This is a genomic window from Sphingomicrobium nitratireducens (genome assembly GCF_026157035.1).
GTDB classification, from domain to species: domain Bacteria; phylum Pseudomonadota; class Alphaproteobacteria; order Sphingomonadales; family Sphingomonadaceae; genus Sphingomicrobium; species Sphingomicrobium nitratireducens.
Genome location: NZ_JANJZA010000003.1, coordinates 36,892 through 59,163, shown reverse-complemented (window position 1 = coordinate 59,163; position 22,272 = coordinate 36,892). Strand labels below are relative to the sequence as shown.

Genomic DNA, 22,272 nt, shown 5'->3' with positions numbered 1-22,272 from the left:
CGGCACGATGTTTCTCCAAAGCGACTCTATGCGAGGCATCCTCGCATAACTGACATTGATGTCAATAAGGTTACGAATGCGTAAACGCATGACCCCCGAGGAAAGTCGCGCCGCCGCGCTTGCCGCCGCGCGCGCGCTGCTCGTCGAAGAGGGCATGAGCGCAATCACGCTCAAGTCGGTCGGTGCGCGGATCGGGCGCACCCACGCCAACCTGCTCCATCATTTCGGTTCGGTGGATGGGCTGCACGGCGCGCTCGCGGATGAGATCGCCCGCGACGTGGCCGCTTCGATCACCGGATCGATCGGCCAGTACCGCCTCGGCAAGACCAAGCTGCGCCGCGTGGTCGAGGAAATGTTCCTCGCTTTTCGCGAACAGGGCATTGGCCAGCTGATCGCCTGGGTCGTGCTCTCGGGGCGCCGCGACGCGCTCGAGCCGATCGAGAGCGCCGTCGCGCAGGTGGTCAAGGACATCACCGCCGACGGCGACGATCGCCCGCTCGACCGCGCCACGCTGGGGCTCGTCCTGCTCGCGGTCGGCGACAGCCTGGTCGGCCACGAAATGGCGCGCGCGACCGATCTTGAGCACGAGGCGAGCTACGATATCGCGGTGCGCCAGGTGCTTGCGGTGCTGGGCGAATATCAAAATGGGGTGACCAAAGGCCGCCCGGGCCGTTAAGGGGGCGCCATGCATTTCCTCGACCAGGCCAAGATCTATGTCAGCTCGGGTGCCGGCGGCCCCGGTGCCGTCAGCTTCCGACGCGAAAAATATATCGAGTTCGGCGGCCCCGACGGCGGTGACGGCGGCAAGGGCGCCGACATCGTGTTCCGCGCCGTGCCCAACCTCAACACGCTGATCGACTTTCGCTACACGCAGCATTTCCGTGCCCCGCGCGGCAAAGGCGGCGCCGGGCGCAACATGACCGGCGCGGGCGGCAAGGACCTCGTCATCGACGTGCCCGTGGGCACCCAGATCCTCGCCGACGACGAGGAGCGCTCGCTGATCGCCGACCTCACGAAGGAGGGGCAGGAAGTGCGCCTCCTCAAGGGCGGCATGGGCGGTCGCGGAAACGCCAGCTACAAGACCTCAACCAACCGCGCCCCGCGCCAGCACCAGCCGGGCGAACCGGGCGAGGAAGCCTGGGTGTGGCTGCGCCTCAAATTGCTCGCCGATGTCGGGTTGGTCGGGCTCCCCAATGCGGGCAAGTCGACGCTGCTCAACGCGGTCACCAACGCAAAGGCCAAGGTCGGCGCCTACCCCTTCACCACGCTCCACCCCAAGCTCGGCGTCGTGCTCCACAAGGGCCGCAGCTTCGTGATGGCGGACATTCCGGGGCTGATCGAGGGCGCGGCGGAAGGGGCCGGGATCGGCGACCGCTTCCTCGGCCATGTCGAACGCACCAAGCTCCTGATCCACCTCGTCGATGCCGACGGCGGCGATCCGGCCAAGGCCTACCGCACCGTGCGCGACGAACTCGACGCCTATGGCGCGGGGCTCGCCGACAAGGAGGAAATCCTCGTCCTCTCGCGTGCCGATACGGTCGACGAGGACGTCATCGCGATCGCGATCGAGGAGCTCGAGAGGGAGACGGGCAAGACGCCGCTGGTGGTCAGCGCCGCCGCCCAGCGGGGCATCGAGTCGTTGCTGGACCGCGTCATCGAGAAATTGCCTGAACGCGTTGTACCGAAGACGACGGACGACGAGAGCGAGGACGAGAAGGGCTGGTCGCCGCTGTGAAGCTCGCGCTGACCGGGGCGACAGGGTTCGTCGGGCAGCGCCTCCTCGCTCGCGCGCTCGACGCCGGTCACACGATCGCCGCCCTGACCCGCCACGACCAGCAATCCCGCGAGCGGCTCGACTGGATCCCGGGCGCGCTCGAGGACCGGGACGCGCTTGAGCGGCTGGCCGAGGGCGCGGACGCGGTCATCCATGTCGCGGGTGTCATCAACGCCCCCGACGCGGCCGGCTTCGAGAAGGGCAACGTCGAGGGCACGCAGGCGATGCTCGCGGCCGCAGCCAGGGGCGGCGCCTCGCGGTTCGTCCACGTTTCCTCGCTGGCAGCGCGCGAACCCGGCCTGTCCCAGTACGGCGCGTCGAAAGCGCGCTCGGAAACCAAGGTGCTGACCTCCCCGCTCGACGCGGTCATCGTGCGCCCGCCCGCCGTCTACGGCCCGGGCGACCGCGAGACGTTGGAACTGTTCAAGATGGCGCGGCGCGGGGTCGTCATGCTCCCGCCCAAGGGGCGCTTGTCGCTGATCCACGCCGACGACCTCTCCGACCTGCTGTTGCGCCTCGCCGAGGGCGGTGGACAGGCCGGCGCGACCTACGAGCCCGACGATGCGCGCGAAAACGGCTGGAGCCATGTCGAGTTCGCCGAGGCGCTCGGCCGCGCAGTCGGGCGCGACGCGATCACTCTGTCGATGCCGGGCGGGGTGCTGCGCGCCGCCGCCTTCGCCGACCGCTTCGTGCGCGGCAGGAAGGCCAAGCTCACCCCCGACCGGGCGGCCTATTTCTGCCATCCCGACTGGGTGGTCACCCGTGAACGTCGCCCCGCATTCTGGTCGCCCGCCATCCCGACCGAGCAGGGGCTGCGCGCGACCGCCGACTGGTACCGCGAGAAAGGCTGGATTTGACCCCAAGCCCGCCCTTTTTGCGCCGCACTTCGTTGCTTATCCGCATCCCTGACTTTAAGGCGAGGGCCCATGACTGACCGCGACGACGTGAAAGCACGCATCTTCAACCTGATCGACCAGTTCAACAAGAAGGGCGTCGATGTGTCCGAGGACACCCGCTTCGCGCAGGACCTCGAATGGGACAGCCTCACCGTGCTAGACTTCGTCGCCGAGGTCGAGGACGAGTTCGATATCCTCATCACCATGAACCAGCAGGCCGAGATCGAGAAGGTCGGGCAGCTGGTCGACGCCGTGAAGGACCTCGCCGAATGAACGGGTCCGGCGACCTTTTCGACAAGTTCGACGAACTGATCGCGGTCCGCGACAACCTGCTCGCGACCGGGGTCACCGACCCGTTCAGCCTCGTCATGGAGAAGGTGATCTCGCCGACCGTCGCGATCTGCAACGGGCGCGAGACAATCCTGCTCGGCACCTACAACTACATGGGCATGACCTTCGACCCCGACGTGATCGCGGCGGGCAAGAAGGCGCTCGAGGAATTCGGTTCGGGCACGACGGGCAGCCGCGTCCTCAACGGCACCTATGCCGGCCACAAGGATGTCGAGGAAGCGCTCAAGGAGTTCTTCGACATGAAGGGCGCGATGGTCTTCTCGACCGGCTATCTCGCCAATACCGGGATCATCTCGACGATCGCGGGCAAGGACGACTACATCATCCTCGACATGGACAGCCACGCGTCGATCTATGACGGGTGCGCGATGGGCAACGCCAATGTCGTTCCGTTCCGCCACAACGATGTTGAAGCGCTCGAGAAGCGCCTGAAGCGCCTCCCCGAGGACGCCGGCAAGCTGGTCATCCTCGAGGGCGTCTATTCGATGCTCGGCGACGTCGCGCCGCTCGACAAGATGGTGCCTCTCGCCAAGAAATACGGCGCGATGGTGCTGGTCGACGAAGCGCACTCGATGGGCTTCATCGGCGAACATGGCCGCGGCGTGTGCGAAGCGCAGGGCGTGATCGACGATGTCGACTTCATCATCGGCACCTTCTCGAAATCGGTCGGCACGGTCGGCGGCTATTGCGTCTCCAACCATCCCAAGTTCGAAATCCTGCGCCTCGTCTCGCGCGGCTACGTGTTCACCGCCTCGCTGCCGCCCAGCGTGGTCGCGACGGCCGCGACGTCGGTCCGCAAGATCATGCACGCCAAGGACAAGCGCGCGCACTTGTGGGAAAACAGCCGCACGCTCCACAAGGGCCTCACCGACCTCGGCTTCGAGCTCGGCACCAAGGAGCCGCAGTCGGCGATCATCTCGGTGATCATGCCCGACCTCGAAAAGGGCGCGATGATGTGGGAGGCACTCCTCAAGGAAGGCCTTTACGTCAACCTCGCCCGCCCGCCTGCGACGCCGGCCGGAATGACCCTGCTGCGCTGCTCGCTGTGCGCCGAGCATTCGAGTGCGCAAGTGCAGGAAATCCTTGGCATGTTCGAGCGCGCGGGACGCGCAACCGGCTGCATCGATTGACTCTTTTCCCGTCGGGGGCTTCTCGCTAGGATGGCGTCATGATGGGCGGGGAAGTCAGGGGCATCGACTTGCGACGCGGCGCAGCGGCGGCCGTCGCGCTGCTCCTCACGCTCGTCCTTCTCGGCATGGTCTATCTCGTTTCGGCGAGCAACGAGGAGCGCGAGCGCGCGCAGGTGCAGGAACGCCACGCCTACGACGTCTCGCTGCTGACGCGCACGCTCGATGCCAGCCTCGCCAATTCGGAAGCCGCGCTCGGGCGCTTCGTGCTCGACGAGGCGGTCGAGACCAGCGGCAACATCTATTACAACGAATGGCGCCTCGCCCGCGTCCAGCTCAACCAGCTCGGGCGGCTCGTGGCGCGCGATCCGCAGCAGCGCAAGCGCGTGGCCGAACTGCGCGGCCTTTTCGACCTGCGCGGCGAGGAACTGGCTACCGCCGCACGCGCGGCCGCCGCCAAGCGCGGATCGGGCGGCATGGCGCTCTTCTACCAGGCCGGCCTTTCGCCGACCGGCCCTGCCCTCTCCGCAAAGCTCAAGGAAATCGCCGACGCGGAACGCACCAAGCTGACCGACTCGATCGAGACGGCCCAGCTCTTCTCGGCCGAAGCGGACCGGCTGACCGACTACTTGAGCTGGCTCGGGGTGATCGTCGCCGCAATGGCGATCGCGCTCGGTGGCCTCTCGATCCAGACGCTGCGCCAGTATCTCGCTTCCAAGCAGGAAGCCGAGAGCGAAGCCGAACGCGCCGACGCGCTAGAGGCCGCGGTCGCGGAGCGCACCGCCGAACTGCTCGCCGCCAACGAGGCGTTGATGGCCGAGGCGGAAGAACGCCAGGCCGCCGAAGCGCAGCTGCGCCAGGTCCAGAAGATGGAAGCGGTCGGCCAGCTGACGGGCGGCATCGCGCACGACTTCAACAACATGCTCGCGGTCGTCGTCGGCGGGCTCGACCTCGCGCGCCGCCGCATCGACGGACCGCGCCGCGAACTCCTGACCCATCTCACCAACGCCATGGAAGGCGCCACGCGCGCCGCCGCGCTGACGCGCCGCCTCCTCTCCTTCGCGCGCTCCGAACCGCTGATGCCAGAGAAGATCAAGTCGGCCTCGGTCATCGAATCGATGAAGGACCTGCTCGACCGCACGCTCGGCGAACGGGTCAGCGTCGACATCCGGCTCGACAAGGACGCCTGGCCGGTCTTCGTCGACGCTCACCAGTTCGAGAACGCATTGCTCAACCTCGCGGTCAACGCGCGCGACGCGATGAGCGGCGTCGGCCAGCTCACCATCGAGAGCGACAACGTCACGATGAAGTCGGGCGAGGTCGGCGACATCGCCGCGGGCGACTATCTCAGGATCTCGGTCACCGACACGGGGTGCGGCATGACCGACGAAGTGCGCGAGCGCGCGTTCGAGCCGTTCTTCACGACCAAGGAAGTGGGCAAGGGCACCGGCCTCGGGCTCAGCCAGATCTTCGGCTTCGTCCACCAATCGGGCGGCGAGGTCGGGATCGTGTCCGAGGTCGACCGGGGCACGACCGTGTCGCTTTACCTGCCCAGGAGCACGCAGGAGCAGGACAAGGTGAAAGTCCATCCGGCCGCCGCCGCGCAGATGCGCGAGGATGACGACATCGTGTGCGCCAACGCGCGCATCCTCCTCGTCGAGGACGACCCGCGCGTGCGCACCGCGACCGTAGGCGCGCTAGAGGATCTCGGCTACGACCCGCGCAGCTGCGGCAGCGGGCGCGAAGCGCTCGAACTGTTCGAGCCGGGCGCGTTCGACCTCGTCATCACCGACGTCATCATGCCCGAGATGACGGGTCCCGAACTGGTCCGCGAACTGAAGTTGCTGCAGGACGACGTCGCCGTGCTGTTCGTCACCGGCTATGTCGGCGAAGGCGAAAGCGACGAACTGACCGGCTACGAAATCCTCCGCAAGCCCTTCACCGTCGGCGGATTGTCGAGCGCGGTCGCTTCCGCGCTACGCGCCGGGTTCAGCGCACAGCACCCGAGCGAAGGAGCCGCGGCAGCAGGGTGATCGCTGCGTAGAGCGGGTGCCGTTTCTGGAACTCGCTGAGTTCGATCTGCGTGCCGGCGTGGCGGTTGATCTTCCAAACGATATATTCCGCCCCGCCGTTGAAGGTCGCACTGGCCTTGGCTAGCCGCGCCACCGAAAGCCACTTTCCCTTGGCCTGGAGCCGCTTCCATTTACGTCCTGCCGCTGCCGCGCTGCGTCCCGAGGCCGCCGCACGCGCGGCGTCGAGCGCCGCAGCGCCAACCGCGGCGTAGCGCTCGGGGTCGCTATCGATGATCGACCCGCCGCGGCCCTTGCGCTCGGCGCGCAGTTCGGCGCCGTAGGTCAGTTGGAAGCCCCGGTTCCACACCGCGACCGGATCGGGATCGGGATCGGCCATCACCGGCAGCGTCAGCGAGAAGAGCGTGACGGGCGCCTGCGTGACCGCGTTGATGACTCCCTCGCGCGCTTTCTCGTCGGCGCTCCACACCAGCCGCACCGGCTGTGCGAAGCGGGCCCAGACCGAGACGCTGCGCGCATCGGTCGAATTCTCGCGGGCGAAATCGGCCTCGTCGAGCACCGCATACTTCGCCACCAGCCCGTCATGCTGGAAGTGGAAGACATTGGGCGGGATGAGCGCGTTGGCCTTGGCCAGCCAGCCCTTCTCGTAGGCTTTCTCGTAACTGTCCACGATCAGGTAGAAATCGAGCATCAGCCCTTCGAGCTCGTTCTGGCGCAGGCAGCTGCCGTAGAACAGCACCGCGCGAGACGCCTCGCCATGTTCGGCGGCGATGGCCGCGGCCATGGCGGCGACACGCGGATCGACCGGCTCGGCGAGCTCGGCCGCGATGAGGGCGCGAAGGGGCTGGGTCACGTCAGGCCGCGAGGCGGACGAACGAGAGCGGACGGGCGGGCTGGAGGAGGATCGGACGCCCGATCTTCGCCGAGAACATCTCGCCGTCGAGGATCACCTGGCTGTCATCGCCCTCGATCGACACCGCATCGGTCTGCTCGATGTGGACGCCCTCGACCTTGCTGCGGCCGAGCTTGCCCATGATGCTTGCGCCCATCGCCCTAAGGAGCGCCCAGCGACGCTGTTCGACGACGATCAGCTTGAGCCCGCCCTGCCCCTCGCTCGCCATCTCCTGGTTGAGCAGGAGCTTGTCGAGCGTGGTCACCATGAGCAGCGAGAAGCGGCCGAGCATCGGCGCGCGCTGGCCGAGCGAAAGGGTCATCTCGCGCGGCTCGGGCGGCAGCGACTTGCCCTTGAGGCCGAACAGCTGCTGCATCACTACCGCGATCGCGGTGAGGAAGTGGCTGACGCCGTTGGGCAGGCCGAGCGGATAGATACGGTTGCGGCAGTAGAGCATCACGTCGGCAAGGCCCGCACCGCCCAGGAACATGCCGATCACCGGGTTCTGGTCGTCCTGCCCCTGGCGCAGCGCGATCAGTTCGCGCGCGACGATGTGCGGTTCGATCCCGCCGCGGACCACGGCCTGCAACTTCTGGAGCATGGCGATCGGGTCGCCCTGCGCGCCAAGGTCGAGCGCGATGAGGTTGGTCTTGCCGCTCGGCAGGACCGCGACCGGCGGGGTCGCTCCGTCGAAATGGTCGACATTGTGCAGTTCGGTCAGCACCGCCTGCACCGTCCCGTCGCCGCCGTTGATCACCAGCATGGCGGGCTTGACCTGCGCGATGGTGCGCACCGCCTCGCCAATCTGCTCCGCCTCGTCCACCTCGTAATGGAAGATGTCCGCCTGGCCCGCGCAATAGTCGCGGATCCGCGGCAGCGAGGCGCGGTTGCCGGTCGAACAGGGGTTGGAGAGGAGGGCGATGCGGGGCGTCGTCATGGGGTCGTTGGCACTCGTTCGCGGGTCTAGGGTTTACGGTGAAGGCAGCTGTGCCTTATGGCGCTGCTGTTTCGTGCCGCAATGCGGCCAAATCATGGTGGCAGGACGACCAAAAGGTGCAGCTCGGGCTGATCGACCGCTATCTCGCACGGACCATCATGGTCCCGCTGATCGGCACGCTCGTGCTGGCAGCGATGCTGCTCGTCCTCGACAAGATGCTCCGCCTGTTCGATTTCGTCGTTTCGGCAGGTGGGCCGGTCAGCGTGGTGTGGCGGATGCTGGCCAACATGCTGCCCAACTATTTCTCGCTCGGCATCCCGATCGGGCTGTTGCTCGGCATCCTCCTCGCCTTTCGCAAGCTCGCGCTCTCGAGCGAGCTCGACAGCCTTCGCGGCATCGGGGTGGGCTATACCCGCATGCTGCGGATCCCCTACATGTACGCATTCGGGCTGCTGCTGCTGAACCTCCTCATCGTCTCCTATGTCGAGCCCTATGCCCGCTACAATTACGAGGGCCTGCGCTTCGATCTTCGCTCGGGCGCGCTCGGTGCCTCGATCAAGGTCGGCGAGTTCAACAAGATGGGCGACAAGATGACGCTGCGGATCGAGGAGAGCGAAGCCGAGGGCACGCGCCTCAAGGGCATCTTCGTCGCGCTCGACGACGGCGAGGGCGAGAAGATCGCGGCCACCGCGAGCGCGGGCCAGTTTCTCGCAACCGACGATCCCGACACGATCATCTTCCGCCTGCGCGACGGTCGACTGATCCAGGACAGCACCGACTTCCCGACCCCGCGTACCCTCTCGTTCGACGCCTACGACCTGCCGATCAGCCTGCCCGCGATCGATGCCTTCCGCGGACGCGGCAACGAGATTCGCGAACTGACGCTGCCCGAGGTGTTCAAGCTCGCCTACATGAGGCCCAACACCGACGCCGACATCCAGCGCGCCGCGCGCGCCAATGTCGGGTTCCGCCTGGTCGAGGTGGTGATGATGCTGATGCTGCCGCTGCTGGCGGTGGCGCTGGCAGTGCCGCCCAAGCGCTCTTCGTCCTCGCTCGGCATCTTCGTGGCGATCGTGATGGTGGTGACCTACCACAAGATCAACCAGTATGCGGAAGGCGCCGGCGCCCAGGGGCGTCTCAACCCCGAAGTCGCCCTGTGGCTGCCCTTCCTGTTCTTCGTCGCGCTGATCTTCTGGATGTACCACGTCATCGCGCACCGCCCCGGCGGCCAGCCGATCGGCGCGCTCGAGGCCTTCTTCGCCAAGCTGTCGAAGGCGGTGAAGAAGATCGTTCCCGATCCGCGCGCGCGGGCGCTGGCGGCGCGCAAGGCAGCGGCGGCGGGCGAATGATCAACACCGACTTCCTCCCCTCGCGGCGGCTCGCGCTCTACATGGCGCGCCTGTTCGTCACGCGCAGCCTCGCCGTCCTGGTCGCGCTGGTGCTGGTGCTGATGATGCTCGACCTCCTTGGCGAGAGCGGCAAGATCCTCGCGGTCGAGGGCAATGGCGAGGCCGAGCTGTGGCGCTACGTCCAGCTGCGCCTGCCACTGCTGATGTCGCGCTTCCTGCCATTCTCGGTGCTGCTCGGCACGCTGATCGCCTTCACCGCGCTTAACCAGCATAGCGAGGTCATCTCGATGAAGGCGGCGGGCCTGTCCGCCCACCAGATTCTCGCCCCCCTGATCATTGCCAGCCTCGGCGTCGCCGCGGTCCTGTTCGTGTTCAACGAGACGGTCGTGGTCAATTCGGCGCGCGCGGTGAACGCGTGGACCGACAACGAATATCGTCCCGTCCCGCCGGAAACGGGGGTGGTCTCGAACGTCTGGCTGGCGGTCGGCGACGACCTCGTCCACGCCGACCACGCGGCAGGGCGCGGGCTCGACTTCCACCTCGAGGGGCTGACCTATTACCGCCGCGAGGGCGGCAGCCTGACGACCATTACCGAGATCGAGCGCGCGGTTCCTCGCGCGGACGGCGACTGGGCGTTCACGGGGCTGCGGACCTATGACAGCGGCATGAACCTCGTCACCGAGGGTGCGCGCGGCACCGGCCTGTCCGGGGTGGAGCCGTCGCGCTTCCTCCTCGCCAAGGTCGACCCGACCGCGCGCGACATCCTCGAACTGCGCGAGGACATTGCCGGGCTGGACGCCGCGGGGCGCCCTAGCGAGGCCGCGCGCGCGGGCTGGTGGCACAAGATCGTCGCGCCCCTGTCGACCCTGCTGATGCCGTTGCTGGCGGCGGTAGCGGCCTTCGGGCTGGCCCGGTCCGGGCAGGTGCTGCTGCGCGCCGTCATCGGCATGGCGCTGGGGTTTGCCTATTTCGTCGCGGACAATTTCGCGCTCGCGATGGGCAATGCCGGGGTCTACCCGCCGATCGTCGCGGCGTGGGGCCCGTTCCTCTTGTTCTTCGTGATCGGCGAGACGGTCCTGATCCGCTCCGAAGAGTAGATCAGGCCGCGCGGCGCTTCATCGTCGAGCGCGCGATCCGGCCGACCAGCGGCAGCAGCGCGCGGTGGTGCGAGGCGTGATAGGCGCTCTCGGCTTCCAGCTCGGCGGTCAGGCGGCGGTGGGCCTCGCCCAGATTGTGATAGGGCACGCCGGGAAGCAGGTGATGCAGCGCATGGTAGCGCAGGCCCACCGGCGCCCACAACGCGGGCAGCGTGCCCGGCGGGGGCACGTTGACGCTGTCGAGATACTGGTCGGTCACGCTCATCGGCTCGAGGCTCTCATTCTCCCACAGGTGGGCAACGAGGGTGCGCACCTGGTTGAGGAACATCACGCCGCTCATCACGCCGAGCACGATCAGGAATTCACGGATCGGGAGGATGCCGGTCGCCATCAGTGCGATCAGCGAGACCGCCCAGGCGCTCGCGGCGACCTCCTGCCAGCGCCAATTGCGCGCGTCGCTGCCCTGAGCGGGTTCGCGCACGAACTGAGGATTGATCTGAAGCCCCGAATAGCGACCCACGACCTGGCGGCGCAGCGCGGGCCAGATCGCCGAGAGCGGCGCGAGGATCGCGAAGCGGCCGAGCAGCAGCACCGGCGCGAGCGCGGCGAAGATCAGGAAGAGCGGCAGGCTCCACGGCTTCATCGAGGCGAGCGGGAGATATTCCGGATCGTCGATCGTGCCGTACTTGGTCTTGGCGTGATGCTGGTTGTGCACGCCCTCGTACATGAAGGAGGGGGCGAGCAGCGGGACGCCGACGATGAGGTTCCACACGAAGCGGAACCACGGCAGGTCGCCTTTCTTGATGTGCGCGATCTCGTGGATGAAGCTGCCGGCGCGGTACAGAGCGAGCACCGCGACCACCCCTGCAAAATAGGACGCGATCCCGCCGCGGTCGGCGATGCACAGCGCCAGCGCGCCGTAGCCGAGCACGGCAGAACCGATCAGGTCGGCCCAGTAGATGCGCGCATCGGGGCGATTGAGGTCGCGCGTCATCTGCGCGGCGGCCTTGAGCATCGCCTTGTCGTCACCGCGCGCAGCGGCGCGGCGCAGACTCGGCGCGCCGGCTTCGGAGGCCGTGAAGGGTAGCGTATCGGTCGTCATATCAATGCCTTGTCTTCCCGCGCCCCCTGCAAGGCAAATTGGGCGTGAAGATGGCGAACCGCCTTGATCCGCCGCAAATTGCCAGATGGTCACGCCGAGGCGTGATGACAAGGGACACGCGCTCGTCTAGCGCAGGGAGCATGAATGCACCCTTGACCCTCAAACGCGTCGAAACGCGCGGCGACCGCAAGGCCTTCGTGGACTTCGCCTGGGAAGTGTATCGTGACGATCCCCACTGGATCCCGCCCCTCAAGAGCGAGGTCCACGGGCTGCTCGACCCCAAGGTCAATCCCTGGTTCGAACATGGACGGCTGGAGGCATGGCTGGCGCTACGCGGCGACAGGGTGGTCGGGCGCGTGACCGCGCAGGTCGACGATCTCGTGCAGCAGCACATGCAGCCCGGCACCGGCCAGTGGGGCATGTTCGAGGCGACCGAACCCGAAGCCGCCGCGGCGCTGATCGCGAAGGCGGAGGAGTGGCTGCGCGACCAGGGCATGACGCGCGCGCTCGGCCCGATCAGCATCTCGATCTGGGACGAGCCCGGCCTGCTCATCGAGGGGTTCGAGGAGAGCCCGATGGTCATGATGGGACACCACCGTCCCGAATATCGCGGCTGGATCGAGGGCGCAGGCTACGCCAAGGCCAAGGACCTCCACACCTTCTCGCTCGACATCCGTATCGACATGATCCCGGTCATCGAGCGGCTGATCAAGGCCGGCGAGAAATCCGACCGCATCGTCATCCGTGACGTCGACAAGTCGAACTTCGACAAGGAAGCGGCGATCATCCTCAACATCCTCAACGACGCCTGGTCGGACAATTGGGGGTTCATCCCGCTGACCGACGCCGAAATCGCGTTCGGGGCGAAGAAATTGAAGCCGATCATCGTCGAGGACCTCGTCAAGATCGCCGAGCTCGACGGCAGGCCGGTCGCCTTCATGCTGACCATCCCCGACGTCAACGAGATGATCGCCGATCTCGACGGGCGGCTTTTCCCGTTCGGCTGGGCCAAGCTGCTGTGGCGCCTGCGCGATCCGAAGACCAAGCGCGTGCGCGTGCCGCTGATGGGCGTGGTCAAGGAGTTGCAGGGCGGCCGCGTCGCCAGCCAGCTCGCCTTCATGATGATCGAGTTCACGCGCCGCGTGTGCGTCGACAAATATGGGATCAACTTCGGCGAGTTCGGCTGGGTGCTCGAGGACAACCAGGGCATGATGTCGATCGCCCAGCTACCGGGCGCCGAGACCAACCACACCTACCGGGTCTACGAAAAGGCGCTGTAGCGGCTAGTCCGCGAGGCCGATCCAGGTCGGCGCATGATCGGAGGCCTTCTCCTCGCCGCGCGCCCACTTGTCGACGTTCGCCCCTGTCAGACGGTCGGCGACCTGCGGGCTGCACAACAGGTGGTCGATGCGAAAGCCCGCATCGCGCTGCCAGGCGCCGCGTTGATAGTCCCAGAACGTGTAGAGGCGCTTCTCGTCCGGGTGGAACAGCCGCAGCGCATCGGTCCAGCCCTGCGCGACCAGCCGCCGGAACGCCTGCTGGCTCTCGGGCTGAAACAGCGCATCGTCCTTCATCGCCGAGCGCGACCAGGTGTCGCGGTCCTCGGGGATGACGTTGTAGTCGCCCGCCAGCACCGTCGGACGCTCCGCGGCCAGGAGGTCGGCCGCATGCAGCCGCAGCTTTTCCATCCATTCCAGCTTGTAGGCGAACTTCGCGGTTCCGATCGGGTTGCCGTTGGGCAGGTAGATCGACGCGACGACGAGGCCGTCCACTTCGGCTTCGATGTAACGCGACTGATCGGGGTCGGGATCGCCGGGAAGGCCCTTGCGGCGCAATTCGGGCTTCGTCCCTTTGGCCAGGATCGCGACGCCGTTGAAACCCTTCTGGCCGTGCCAGACGCCGGCATAGCCCGCTTCCTCGAACGCATCGGCCGGGAGCGCGTCGTCGCCCGCCTTCAGTTCCTGCAGGCACACGATGTCGGGCTTTTCCGCCGCAAGATACTCGACCAGCCGCTCGAGCCGCGCGCGGATGCCGTTGATGTTGAAGGTGACGATCTTCATCAGATCGAGAAGCTCGATCCGCACCCGCACCCGCTGGCCGCGTTGGGATTGGTGACGCGGAACGAGGCCCCCGACAGGTCCTCGACGAAATCGACCGCGGCCCCTTTCAGGAAATCGAGGCTGACCGGGTCGACCACCAGGGTGGCGCCTTCGCTCGTGGCGAGCGTGTCGCCGTCCTCGACTTCGCCGAGTTCGAACTTGTAGGTGAAGCCCGCGCAGCCGCCGCCGTCGACCGAAAGGCGCAGGATGGCAGGCTTGCCCTGCTTGTCGGCAATCATCGCCACGCGGCGCGCTGCATTGTCGGTGAGGAAAATGGCGTTCACGGGAACGCTAGATAGGAAGCCCCCCTCGCGGGGGCAAGCCGCTTAGCGGTCGCCGCCGCCCAGGCCCAGTTCTTCCATCGATTCGTTCGATTCCTTCATCGCGACCAGATAGTCGGTCGACTTCATGAAGGGGATCGGGTTGACAGCCTTGCCGTCGATGCGGACTTCATAGTGAAGGTGGCTGCCGGTCGAACGCCCGGTCGAGCCCATCTTGCCGACCTGCGTACCGCGCGCGATGCGGTCGCCCGCCTTGACCGCGATGTTCGACATGTGGGCGTAGCGGGTGACGATGCCGCGACCATGGTCGATCTCGACGAGGTTGCCGTAACCGCCGCTGTTCCAGCCCGCGCGAAGCACGACGCCGTCGGCAGTCGCGTAGATCGGCGTGCCGATCGGGCCGGCAAGATCGAGGCCGCCATGACGCGCGCGGCGACCCTTGAACGGGTCGTTGCGGGTGCCGTAGCCCGAGGTGAGGACCGCCGACTTGACCGGCTTTTCCGACGGGACGGCGATCGCGCCGTCCGAGAGGTTGTCGAGCTTCTTCCAGCTCTGGAACAGCTGCTTGAAGGTCGCATCGCCTTCGGTCACCGGCTGGTAGGGGCCGCCCGTGCCGAGCGCCTGCGCGTCGACGCCGAGTTCCTCGAGCTGTTCGACCGCGGCCGAGAACTTCTCGTCGGCGAGCGTCGTTGCCATCGCGGCGAGCGCTTTCTGGCGCTGCTCGAGAAGCTGGTGGCGGTTGACCTCCTCCTCATACGAAACCACCGCCTGTTGGGCGGTGATGAAGCGCGCGGTGGCGAAGGAGGACCAGCCCACAAGGGCCAGGAAAAGCGCGAAGATCGTCAGCTGGGCCCAGGCGGGAACGCCGAGACGGCGCACAGTTTCGCCATCGCGAACGTAGAGTTCACGACCGCGAACCAGTGTCTTGGCGAATGCCAGCGTGTTGCCCATCTCGATCCCCGCTCCCAAAATCGTCCGACCGGCTTTCCCTAAAAGTCGTGCCGAACGCCCTAAAACTGTATCGAGGACTTCCCCGCTCCCCGTGCCGAACGGGACAAAAGAGACCCGATGCGGCGATGAAGGGTAAAACTGCGCGCAAATGGTTAAGCAATTCAAGCGCGGGTTCCGGGTTGCAGGACGAACGGCTCATCGAACACGACGAGTTGAGCTCAAACCTTGCGCTAAATTAACCTTTTAACGCTGAGTAAATGGAATCCGCAGCTTTCCGCCGAATCTTCGAACGGACAAGCAGGGACAAAAAAAGCGTTTCGCGCGTTCGCCTTAACTCCTATTCCTGTCATCGGGCCACGCCGTCCCAACGCGGCGCGTGCTCTCTGCGAGGAGAGTTGAGAGAATGACACGTCCCACGGTGCGCCCAGCGCGCCCCTATTTTTCTTCCGGACCCTGCGCCAAGCCGCCGGGCTGGTCCCTCGACAAATTGGCTACCGACAGTCTCGGTCGTTCGCATCGCGGCGCGCTCGGCAAGGCGCGGCTGGCGCATTGCATCGCGCTGATGCGCGAGCTGCTCGAGCTGCCCGACACGCACCGCATCGGCATCGTCCCGGGCTCCGACACCGGCGCATTCGAGATGGCGATGTGGACGATGCTGGGCGAGCGCCCGGTCACCGCGCTCGCCTGGGAAAGCTTCGGCAAGGGCTGGGTGACCGACGCGGTCAAGCAATTGAAGCTCTCGCCGACCGTAATGGAAGCCGATTACGGCACGCTCCCCGACCTCTCGCAGGTCGATTGGTCGCACGACGTGCTGTTCACCTGGAACGGCACGACATCGGGCGTGCGGGTGCCCGACGGCGACTGGATCGCCGAGGATCGAGAGGGGTTGTCGTTCGCCGACGCGACCAGCGCGGTGTTTGCCCACCGCCTGCCGTGGGACCGGATCGATATCGCGACTTTCTCGTGGCAGAAGGTGCTGGGCGGCGAGGCGGCGCACGGCGTCCTCATCCTCGGCCCCCGTGCGGTCGAGCGGCTCGAGACCTTCACCCCCGACCGCCCCCTCCCCAAGCTGTTCCGCCTGACCAAGGACGGCAAGCTCATCGAGGGCATCTTCCGCGGCGAGACGATCAACACCCCTTCGATGCTGGCGGTCGAGGACGCGATCGTGGCGCTTGAATGGGCGAAGGGGATCGGCGGTCTCGACGCGATGATCGCGCGCACGAAGGCCAATGCCGCGGCGGTCGACGCGATGGTGCAGGGCCGCTCGTGGCTCCATCACCTGTGCGAGGATCCCGCCATCCGCTCGCGCACGGGCGTCTGCCTGACCATCGACGGCGCCGACCGCGACGCCATTTCGAAAATGACCAAATGGCTCGAGGCCGAGGACGTCGCCTACGACATCGGCGGCTACCGCGACGCGCCGCCGGGCCTGCGCATCTGGTGCGGCGCGACGGTCGACACCGACGATATCGAGAAGCTGGGGCCGTGGCTCGATGCGGCCTACGAGGAGATGAACGCGTGAAGATCCTGATTTCGGACAAGATGGACCCGCGCGCTGCCGCGATCTTTCGCGAACGCGGCCTCGAGGTCGACGAACGCCCTGGCCTCTCGCCCGACGAACTGAAGGCGATCATCGGCGACTATGACGGGCTAGCCATCCGCTCGGCGACCAAGGTCACGCGTGACCTGCTCGACGCGGCCAGCCGGCTCAAGGTCGTCGGCCGCGCCGGCATCGGGGTCGACAATGTCGATATCCCGGCCGCTTCAGCGCGCGGCGTCGTCGTCATGAACACGCCGTTCGGCAACTCGATCACGACCGCAGAGCACGCCATTGCGCTGATGTTCGCGCTCGCCCGCCAGCTGCCCGAGGCCGATGCCTCGACCCAGGCCGGCAAGTGGGAGAAATCGAAGTTCATGGGCGTCGAGCTGACCGGCAAGACGCTCGGCCTAATCGGCGCGGGCAATATCGGTTCGATCGTCGCCAGCCGCGCGCTCGGCCTGAAGATGAAGGTAGTCGCCTACGACCCGTTTCTGACGCCCGAACGCGCGGTCGAGATGGGGGTCGAGAAGGTCGACCTCGACGCGCTGCTCGGCCGCGCCGACTTCATCACGCTTCACACGCCGCTGACCGACGAGACGCGCGGCATCCTCTCGCGCGAGGCGCTCGCCAAGACCAAGAAGGGCGTGCGGATCATCAACTGCGCGCGCGGCGGATTGATCGACGAGGCGGCGCTCAAGGACGCGCTCGACAGCGGGCAGGTCGCGGGCGCCGCGCTCGACGTGTTCGAAAGCGAGCCCGCCACCGACAGCCCGCTATTCGGCACGCCGGGGTTCATCTCGACCCCGCACCTCGGCGCCTCGACGCAGGAAGCGCAGGTCAATGTCGCGATCCAGGTCGCCGAGCAGATGGCCGACTATCTGCTGACCGGCGCGGTCACCAACGCGATCAACATGCCCTCGCTCTCGGCAGAGGAAGCGCCGCGCCTCAAGCCCTACATGGGGCTCGCGGAGCGCCTTGGAAAGCTGGTCGGTCAGGTGCTGGGCGAGCGGGTCAAGGCGCTCGCGGTCGAGGTCGAGGGCGATGCCGCCGACCTCACCATCGCGCCGATCACCGGCGCGGTGCTCGCGGGGCTGATGGGCAGCTATTCGGACAGCGTCAACATGGTCAACGCGCCCGTGCTCGCGCGCGAACGCGGGCTTGACGTCTCCGAAGTGCGCCACAGCCACGAGGGCGACTATCACACGCTGGTGCGCGTCACCGCGACCACGCCCGAAGGCAAGCGCCGCGTGGCGGGCACCTTGTTCGGCGCCGACAATCCGCGGCTCGTCCACATCTTCGACGTCGGGATCGAGGCCGAACTGGCTGGGCCGATGCTCTATATCGTCAACCAGGATACGCCGGGCTTCATCGGCAAGCTGGGCACGGTGCTGGGCGAGAACGACATCAACATCGCGACCTTCAACCTGGGCCGACGCACGGTCGGCGGCGAAGCGGTCGCCCTGATTGCGATCGACAGCGAACCTGGACCGGACGTCGTCAAGACGCTTTGCGCCATCGACGGCGTCCGGCAGGTCGTTCCCCTACGCTTCTGACTTAATCGTCGCCGTAGAGCGCTTCGCCCGACTTGGCATTCTCGACGCAAAAGGACGCACCGGGCGGGGCGCTAGCACCGAAGTGAGCGCCCGGTCCGGGTCCGCCCGGAAGCGCCGCGCCGCCATTGGCGCTGACCGACTGGCCGACTCCTTCGGGCGGCCACTCGTAGCCCACGCTACCGTCGCCGGTCACGTAGTCGCCGACGATATGCTGGCCGTGATTGGCCCAGCCGGTCACACCGGCGAAATTGTAGCAGGTCGGGTCGCCCGCAGTGGCCGGGGCAGCCGACATCAGCGCGCAAAGCGCCACCCCCAAGACAAGATTTTTCATGTCGTTTCTCCATGAAGCCCCGCGGGTTGGACGATCGACTTGGGGGATGCGACTCGACCGAACGGGGCTGGCTTCTTGATATAGATCAAGAAACGCTCTTGCAATGGGCCGACTTGTCGCTGGACGCTGGAGCCGTCTCGCAATAGGACGCGGGGCTACAGAGGCACAGCAAGGAATCGTTCGTGGGCAACGTCACCGTGATCGGCGCGCAGTGGGGCGACGAGGGCAAGGGCAAGATCGTCGACTGGCTCGCCAGCCGCGCCGATATGGTCGTGCGCTTCCAGGGCGGCCACAATGCCGGCCACACGCTCGTTATCGGCGACAATGTCTACAAGCTCTCGCTGCTCCCCTCTGGCATCGTGCGCGGCACCCCCTCGGTGATCGGCAACGGCGTGGTGCTCGATCCCTGGGCACTCAAGGCCGAGGTCGAGAAATTGCAGGGCCAGGGCGTCACCGTGAGCCCCGAGCAATTGTGGATCGCCGAAACCTGCCCACTGATCCTTCCCATCCACCGCGACCTCGACGCATTGCGCGAGGACGCCTCGGGCGCGGGCAAGATCGGGACCACGCGGCGCGGCATCGGCCCGGCCTACGAGGACAAGGTCGGCCGCCGCGCGATCCGCGTGTGCGACCTTGCCCATCTCGGCGACCTCGACCCGCTGCTCGACCGACTGTGCGCGCACCACGATCATCTGCGCGCCGGTTTCGGCCACGAGGTGATCGACCGCGAGCGTCTCAAGAACGACCTTGCCGAGATCGCCGACTTCGTCCTGCCCTTCGCGCGCCCCGTGTGGCGCGACCTCGACGAGGCGCGCCGCAAGGGCCGCCGCGTCCTGTTCGAAGGCGCGCAGGGCGTGCTGCTCGACGTCGACCACGGCACCTATCCGTTCGTCACCTCGTCCAACACGGTCGCGGGCCAGATCGGCGCCGGATCGGGCACCGGCCCGGGGGCGGCGGGCTTCGTGCTCGGCATCGTCAAGGCCTATACGACGCGGGTCGGCTCGGGTCCCTTCCCGACCGAACTGGAAGATGCCGACGGCCAGCGCCTTGGCGAGCGGGGTCATGAATTCGGCACCGTCACCGGGCGCCAGCGTCGCTGCGGCTGGTTCGATGCGGTGCTCGTGCGCCAGTCGGCGGCGGTCAGTGGCATCACCGGCATCGCGCTGACCAAGATCGACGTGCTCGACGGGTTCGACACGGTGAAGATCTGCACAGGCTATCGGATCGGCGACACTGTCTACGACTATCTCCCGCCCAACGCTGCCGACCAAGCCGCGGTCGAGCCGGTCTACGAGGAGATGGAAGGCTGGTCCGACAGTACCGCGGGCGCGCGCAGTTGGGCCGAACTCCCCGCGCAGGCGATCAAGTATGTGCGGCGCATCGAGGAGTTGATCCGCTGCCCGGTCGCGCTGGTCTCGACCAGCCCGCAGCGCGACGACACGATCCTCGTCTCGGATCCTTTCGCCAGCTGACATGACCAGCCGCGAGCAGACCGGGTTCCTTGCCAAGGACCATGAGGCCAATGCCCATGTCACTTGGCGGGACCGGCTGACGGTCGCCCTGTTCGCCCCATTCACCGCGCCCTTTCTCCTCAAATCGCTGCGGGGCGGATCGAAGAGCGAAAAGGCGCGTCTGCTCGAACGGCTCGACCTTCCCGCCGATGCCCTCCCCCATCTCGGCAGCTGGAAGGCGGATACGGGCCTCCTCCACCTGATCTGCGACACGATCGAGCGCGAGAAGCCGCAGCGCGTCGTCGAGTTCGGCTGCGGGGCGAGTTCGCTGGTAATCGCCGCCGCGCTCAAGAAAGCGGGGTGCCCGCCGCACCTCAGTTTCGACCAGCACGCCGATTTCGTCGAAAAGACAAAGGAGTGGCTCGCCACGCATGGACTGGAAGCTGACATCCGCCACGCGGCGCTCAAGCCGTCCGAAGACTGGCCCGGCCTGTTCTACGACCTGCCCGAAATCGAGCCCGGCATCGAGCTCGTCATCATCGACGGCCCGCCGTGGAGCCTCCACCCGATGACGCGCGGAGGCGCCGATCGCCTCTTTCCCTTGCTCGCGCACGGCGCGACCGTGCTGCTCGATGATGCCAATCGTCCGGGCGAGCGGTTGGTCGCGCGGCGCTGGAAGTCGGCGTGGCCCGGGATCGACTTCCGCCGCTGGACCGGCGGCGAGAAGGGCACGTTGATCGGCACGGTGCGCGCGGGCGCCTGACCCCGGCGCCTTACCGGCTGGCGGCGATCCACGCCTCGACGTCGCGGCGGAGCAGCGACAAGGGCACGATCCCGTTGCGCAGGATCAGCGCGTTGAACGCGGCGAGGTCGAAGCGGTCGCCGAGCGCCTCCTCCGCCTCGCGGCGCAGCGCCTTGATCTCCTGTCCGCCCGTATCATAGGCGGTCAGCTGCCCCGGGATGATCGCGATGCGGTCGACCATGCTCTCGATCGAGGCGTCGTCGAACCGGCCGCTCTCCTTGAGATAGTCGATCGCCTGCTGGCGCGACCAGCGCTCGAGGTGGATACCGGGGTCGACGACCATCCCGCGGCCCGGCCAGATGCGGCGCAGGATGCGCGCCTGCGGGCTGGCGAGCAGTCCGACTTCCTCGCCCAGCTGCTCGGCGTAGCGCGCCCAGCCCTCGGTGTAGGCCGAATTGTCGTAGATCTTCGACAGGTCGCTCCGCTCGAGCGCGACGGTGTAGCCGATCTGGAGGTGATGGCCGGGATAGCCCTCGTGGAGGGTGGTGATGGCGTGCTGCGAGCGGCTCGCCTCCGCCAGCGGTCCGACCGCCAGATTGTAGACGGCGGGCCGGGCGGTGTCGGGGCTCGGCTCGTAGTTCGAGTTGGCGCCGCCCGCCTCCATCGCTTCGGTAAGCACGCGCACCTCGAGCCCCTGCTCGGGGAGGCGGTCGACGAGCACCGCGCTGGCGGCGCGCGAGCGTTCGATCAGGTCGCGCGCCTCTTCCGCAGCGGCTTCGCGGCTCGGGTAGCGGTCGGCAGGGTCGGCCTTGGTGCGCGCGATGGTCGAGGCGAGGTCGGTAGTGCCGTAGGCCTCGCGACCCAGCTCGAGCACCGAGCGGACGTTGTCGGCGACGAAGGCCCGGCCGATCGCCGCCACCTCCTCGCCCGGGCGATCGATCGAGATGTAGCCGCGCAGCATCGCGTCGTAGCAGGCGCGTCCGTTGGGCAGGTCGAGCAGCGACAGGCTCTCGCGGGCGCGGGGGATGTAGTCGTCGCGCAGGAAGTCGCGATAGGTGCGCAGCGCGGGGTTGATGTCGTCCGCCACCATCGCGTGAACCGCGCGGGTGAAGTCCGCGTCGCCGCCATTCCTGGCCATCGCGGCGAAAGGCGACGCGGCGGGGTCCTCGGCGATCAGCCCTTCGACCATCGTCGCCACGCGCCCGGCGACGCTGCGCGGGACCGAATAGCCCGTGGCGAGGCCGTAGCGCAGGTTGGCGATCTGGGTGGCGATAAAGGCGGGGAAGCTCGTCCAGCGGCGCAGCGCGGCGGCGCGCTCCTCGGCGGTCGCGACCGGCTGCCGGTCGGCCAGGGTCGGGGCAGAAGGCACCCAGCCGTCCATCTGGGAGACGAGCCACAGTTCGGTGCGGCAGACGCGCAGACCCTGCGCGACCTCGAGCATCTCATTCGCGATCGCATGGTCGCGGCGGCGCTCGACGCTGGTCAGCGCGGCAGGGTCGATCGTCGCGAGCCGGTCGAGGAGGGCGTCGATCGCGGCGTCGTGCCGGGCGATCTCGCCCGGCGAATAGTCGCGCAAGCGGTCTTGCTGTCCCTCGCCCACGTCGACGAACAGCGGCAAGAACGGCTCGGTCGCTATCCACTCGGCGACGATGTCGTCGGCTAGCGTGGCCATCGCGGCGTCGGCCTGCGTCGGTTCCGCCGTTACGGCTAGGCCGGCCGCCGGCAGGCACAAGGCGCTCGCGGCAAGTGCCAGTCGGATCGAGCGCATA

General features: G+C 67.2%; 21 protein-coding genes. 13 read left to right on the top strand and 8 right to left on the bottom strand.

Features of this window, described 5'->3' with window-relative positions:
- The first annotated feature begins 76 nt into the window (after positions 1-76).
- From NNY25_RS11410 to NNY25_RS11385, 6 genes are all read left to right on the top strand, one after another.
- Complete coding sequence (locus NNY25_RS11410) at positions 77-676, top strand: TetR/AcrR family transcriptional regulator (RefSeq protein ID WP_265571750.1); 600 nt, start codon at positions 77-79, stop codon at positions 674-676.
- A 9-nt stretch (positions 677-685) separates the two neighbouring features.
- A complete protein-coding gene (gene obgE / locus NNY25_RS11405) occupies positions 686-1,735 on the top strand; it encodes a GTPase ObgE (protein ID WP_265571749.1) in 1,050 nt (349 codons plus the stop codon).
- Positions 1,732-2,631 carry an NAD-dependent epimerase/dehydratase family protein gene (locus NNY25_RS11400; protein ID WP_265571748.1) on the top strand — a complete coding sequence of 300 codons (900 nt, stop codon included), beginning with the start codon at positions 1,732-1,734 and terminating at the stop codon, positions 2,629-2,631. The genes obgE and NNY25_RS11400 overlap by 4 nt, the downstream gene beginning before the upstream one ends.
- Before the next feature lie 69 nt (positions 2,632-2,700).
- Complete coding sequence (locus tag NNY25_RS11395; RefSeq protein ID WP_265571747.1) at positions 2,701-2,943, top strand: acyl carrier protein; 243 nt, start codon at positions 2,701-2,703, stop codon at positions 2,941-2,943.
- Positions 2,940-4,151, top strand: coding sequence for a serine palmitoyltransferase (gene spt / locus NNY25_RS11390; RefSeq protein WP_265571746.1), 1,212 nt, complete (start codon positions 2,940-2,942; stop codon positions 4,149-4,151). The genes NNY25_RS11395 and spt overlap by 4 nt, the downstream gene beginning before the upstream one ends.
- A 38-nt stretch (positions 4,152-4,189) precedes the next feature.
- Positions 4,190-6,181: an ATP-binding protein gene (locus NNY25_RS11385; RefSeq protein WP_265571744.1), complete on the top strand. Its 1,992-nt coding sequence runs from the start codon at positions 4,190-4,192 to the stop codon at positions 6,179-6,181.
- Here NNY25_RS11385 and NNY25_RS11380 read toward each other — a convergent pair.
- Both NNY25_RS11380 and NNY25_RS11375 read right to left on the bottom strand, forming a co-directional pair.
- On the bottom strand, positions 6,138-7,031 hold the full coding sequence (locus NNY25_RS11380; protein WP_265571743.1) for a hypothetical protein: 894 nt from the start codon (positions 7,029-7,031) through the stop codon (positions 6,138-6,140). The genes NNY25_RS11385 and NNY25_RS11380 overlap by 44 nt on opposite strands.
- A 1-nt stretch (position 7,032) precedes the next feature.
- Positions 7,033-8,007, bottom strand: coding sequence for a diacylglycerol/lipid kinase family protein (locus tag NNY25_RS11375; RefSeq protein ID WP_265571742.1), 975 nt, complete (start codon positions 8,005-8,007; stop codon positions 7,033-7,035).
- A 116-nt stretch (positions 8,008-8,123) separates the two neighbouring features.
- Here NNY25_RS11375 and NNY25_RS11370 point away from each other — a divergent pair, with 116 nt between their 5' ends.
- Entirely contained in the window at positions 8,124-9,356 is a 1,233-nt protein-coding gene (locus NNY25_RS11370; RefSeq protein ID WP_265571740.1) for an LptF/LptG family permease, read from the top strand.
- On the top strand, positions 9,353-10,453 hold the full coding sequence (gene lptG, locus NNY25_RS11365) for an LPS export ABC transporter permease LptG (protein WP_265571738.1): 1,101 nt from the start codon (positions 9,353-9,355) through the stop codon (positions 10,451-10,453). The genes NNY25_RS11370 and lptG overlap by 4 nt, the downstream gene beginning before the upstream one ends.
- 1 nt (position 10,454) lies before the next feature.
- On the opposite strand, the gene NNY25_RS11360 is transcribed toward lptG, so the two are convergent.
- Positions 10,455-11,555, bottom strand: coding sequence for a fatty acid desaturase family protein (locus NNY25_RS11360; RefSeq protein WP_265571736.1), 1,101 nt, complete (start codon positions 11,553-11,555; stop codon positions 10,455-10,457).
- A 140-nt stretch (positions 11,556-11,695) separates the two neighbouring features.
- Between NNY25_RS11360 and NNY25_RS11355 the strand changes: the two genes are divergently transcribed.
- Complete coding sequence (locus NNY25_RS11355; protein ID WP_265571735.1) at positions 11,696-12,835, top strand: N-acetyltransferase; 1,140 nt, start codon at positions 11,696-11,698, stop codon at positions 12,833-12,835.
- Positions 12,836-12,838: 3 nt separating this feature from the next.
- Here the strand turns inward: NNY25_RS11355 and xth are convergent, their stop codons facing one another.
- From xth to NNY25_RS11340, 3 genes are all read right to left on the bottom strand, one after another.
- A complete protein-coding gene (gene xth / locus NNY25_RS11350) occupies positions 12,839-13,615 on the bottom strand; it encodes an exodeoxyribonuclease III (RefSeq protein WP_265571762.1) in 777 nt (258 codons plus the stop codon).
- Complete coding sequence (locus NNY25_RS11345) at positions 13,615-13,893, bottom strand: HesB/IscA family protein (protein ID WP_276591840.1); 279 nt, start codon at positions 13,891-13,893, stop codon at positions 13,615-13,617. The genes xth and NNY25_RS11345 overlap by 1 nt, the downstream gene beginning before the upstream one ends.
- A gap of 87 nt (positions 13,894-13,980) precedes the next feature.
- Positions 13,981-14,886, bottom strand: coding sequence for a M23 family metallopeptidase (locus NNY25_RS11340; protein ID WP_265571731.1), 906 nt, complete (start codon positions 14,884-14,886; stop codon positions 13,981-13,983).
- Between the two features lie 403 nt (positions 14,887-15,289).
- Here NNY25_RS11340 and NNY25_RS11335 point away from each other — a divergent pair, with 403 nt between their 5' ends.
- Both NNY25_RS11335 and serA read left to right on the top strand, forming a co-directional pair.
- Complete coding sequence (locus NNY25_RS11335; RefSeq protein WP_265571729.1) at positions 15,290-16,408, top strand: phosphoserine transaminase; 1,119 nt, start codon at positions 15,290-15,292, stop codon at positions 16,406-16,408.
- A 20-nt stretch (positions 16,409-16,428) separates the two neighbouring features.
- Positions 16,429-17,979 (top strand): phosphoglycerate dehydrogenase, encoded by a 1,551-nt coding sequence (serA, locus tag NNY25_RS11330; RefSeq protein WP_265571761.1) that lies wholly within the window; start codon positions 16,429-16,431, stop codon positions 17,977-17,979.
- A gap of 1 nt (position 17,980) precedes the next feature.
- On the opposite strand, the gene NNY25_RS11325 is transcribed toward serA, so the two are convergent.
- A complete protein-coding gene (locus NNY25_RS11325) occupies positions 17,981-18,310 on the bottom strand; it encodes a hypothetical protein (protein WP_265571728.1) in 330 nt (109 codons plus the stop codon).
- A 182-nt stretch (positions 18,311-18,492) separates the two neighbouring features.
- Here NNY25_RS11325 and NNY25_RS11320 point away from each other — a divergent pair, with 182 nt between their 5' ends.
- Together NNY25_RS11320 and NNY25_RS11315 are read left to right on the top strand one after the other, a co-directional pair.
- Positions 18,493-19,782, top strand: coding sequence for an adenylosuccinate synthase (locus NNY25_RS11320; protein WP_265571727.1), 1,290 nt, complete (start codon positions 18,493-18,495; stop codon positions 19,780-19,782).
- Between the two features lies 1 nt (position 19,783).
- Positions 19,784-20,524, top strand: coding sequence for a class I SAM-dependent methyltransferase (locus tag NNY25_RS11315; protein ID WP_265571725.1), 741 nt, complete (start codon positions 19,784-19,786; stop codon positions 20,522-20,524).
- A gap of 10 nt (positions 20,525-20,534) precedes the next feature.
- Here NNY25_RS11315 and NNY25_RS11310 read toward each other — a convergent pair whose 3' ends face one another.
- Positions 20,535-22,175 carry a DUF885 domain-containing protein gene (locus NNY25_RS11310; protein WP_265571724.1) on the bottom strand — a complete coding sequence of 547 codons (1,641 nt, stop codon included), beginning with the start codon at positions 22,173-22,175 and terminating at the stop codon, positions 20,535-20,537.
- Between the last annotated feature and the right edge of the window lie 97 nt (positions 22,176-22,272).

Coding starts and splice junctions, on each gene's coding strand:
- NNY25_RS11355 (WP_265571735.1), top strand. CDS start 11,696: ATGAATGCACCCTTGACCCTCAAACGCGTCGAAACGCGCGGCGACCGC.
- NNY25_RS11345 (WP_276591840.1), bottom strand. CDS start 13,893: ATGATTGCCGACAAGCAGGGCAAGCCTGCCATCCTGCGCCTTTCGGTC.
- serA (WP_265571761.1), top strand. CDS start 16,429: ATGGACCCGCGCGCTGCCGCGATCTTTCGCGAACGCGGCCTCGAGGTC.
- NNY25_RS11325 (WP_265571728.1), bottom strand. CDS start 18,310: ATGAAAAATCTTGTCTTGGGGGTGGCGCTTTGCGCGCTGATGTCGGCT.
- NNY25_RS11340 (WP_265571731.1), bottom strand. CDS start 14,886: ATGGGCAACACGCTGGCATTCGCCAAGACACTGGTTCGCGGTCGTGAA.
- lptG (WP_265571738.1), top strand. CDS start 9,353: ATGATCAACACCGACTTCCTCCCCTCGCGGCGGCTCGCGCTCTACATG.
- NNY25_RS11385 (WP_265571744.1), top strand. CDS start 4,190: ATGATGGGCGGGGAAGTCAGGGGCATCGACTTGCGACGCGGCGCAGCG.
- NNY25_RS11395 (WP_265571747.1), top strand. CDS start 2,701: ATGACTGACCGCGACGACGTGAAAGCACGCATCTTCAACCTGATCGAC.
- NNY25_RS11315 (WP_265571725.1), top strand. CDS start 19,784: ATGACCAGCCGCGAGCAGACCGGGTTCCTTGCCAAGGACCATGAGGCC.
- spt (WP_265571746.1), top strand. CDS start 2,940: ATGAACGGGTCCGGCGACCTTTTCGACAAGTTCGACGAACTGATCGCG.
- NNY25_RS11310 (WP_265571724.1), bottom strand. CDS start 22,175: ATGGCCACGCTAGCCGACGACATCGTCGCCGAGTGGATAGCGACCGAG.
- NNY25_RS11360 (WP_265571736.1), bottom strand. CDS start 11,555: ATGACGACCGATACGCTACCCTTCACGGCCTCCGAAGCCGGCGCGCCG.
- obgE (WP_265571749.1), top strand. CDS start 686: ATGCATTTCCTCGACCAGGCCAAGATCTATGTCAGCTCGGGTGCCGGC.
- NNY25_RS11335 (WP_265571729.1), top strand. CDS start 15,290: ATGACACGTCCCACGGTGCGCCCAGCGCGCCCCTATTTTTCTTCCGGA.
- xth (WP_265571762.1), bottom strand. CDS start 13,615: ATGAAGATCGTCACCTTCAACATCAACGGCATCCGCGCGCGGCTCGAG.
- NNY25_RS11375 (WP_265571742.1), bottom strand. CDS start 8,007: ATGACGACGCCCCGCATCGCCCTCCTCTCCAACCCCTGTTCGACCGGC.
- NNY25_RS11410 (WP_265571750.1), top strand. CDS start 77: ATGCGTAAACGCATGACCCCCGAGGAAAGTCGCGCCGCCGCGCTTGCC.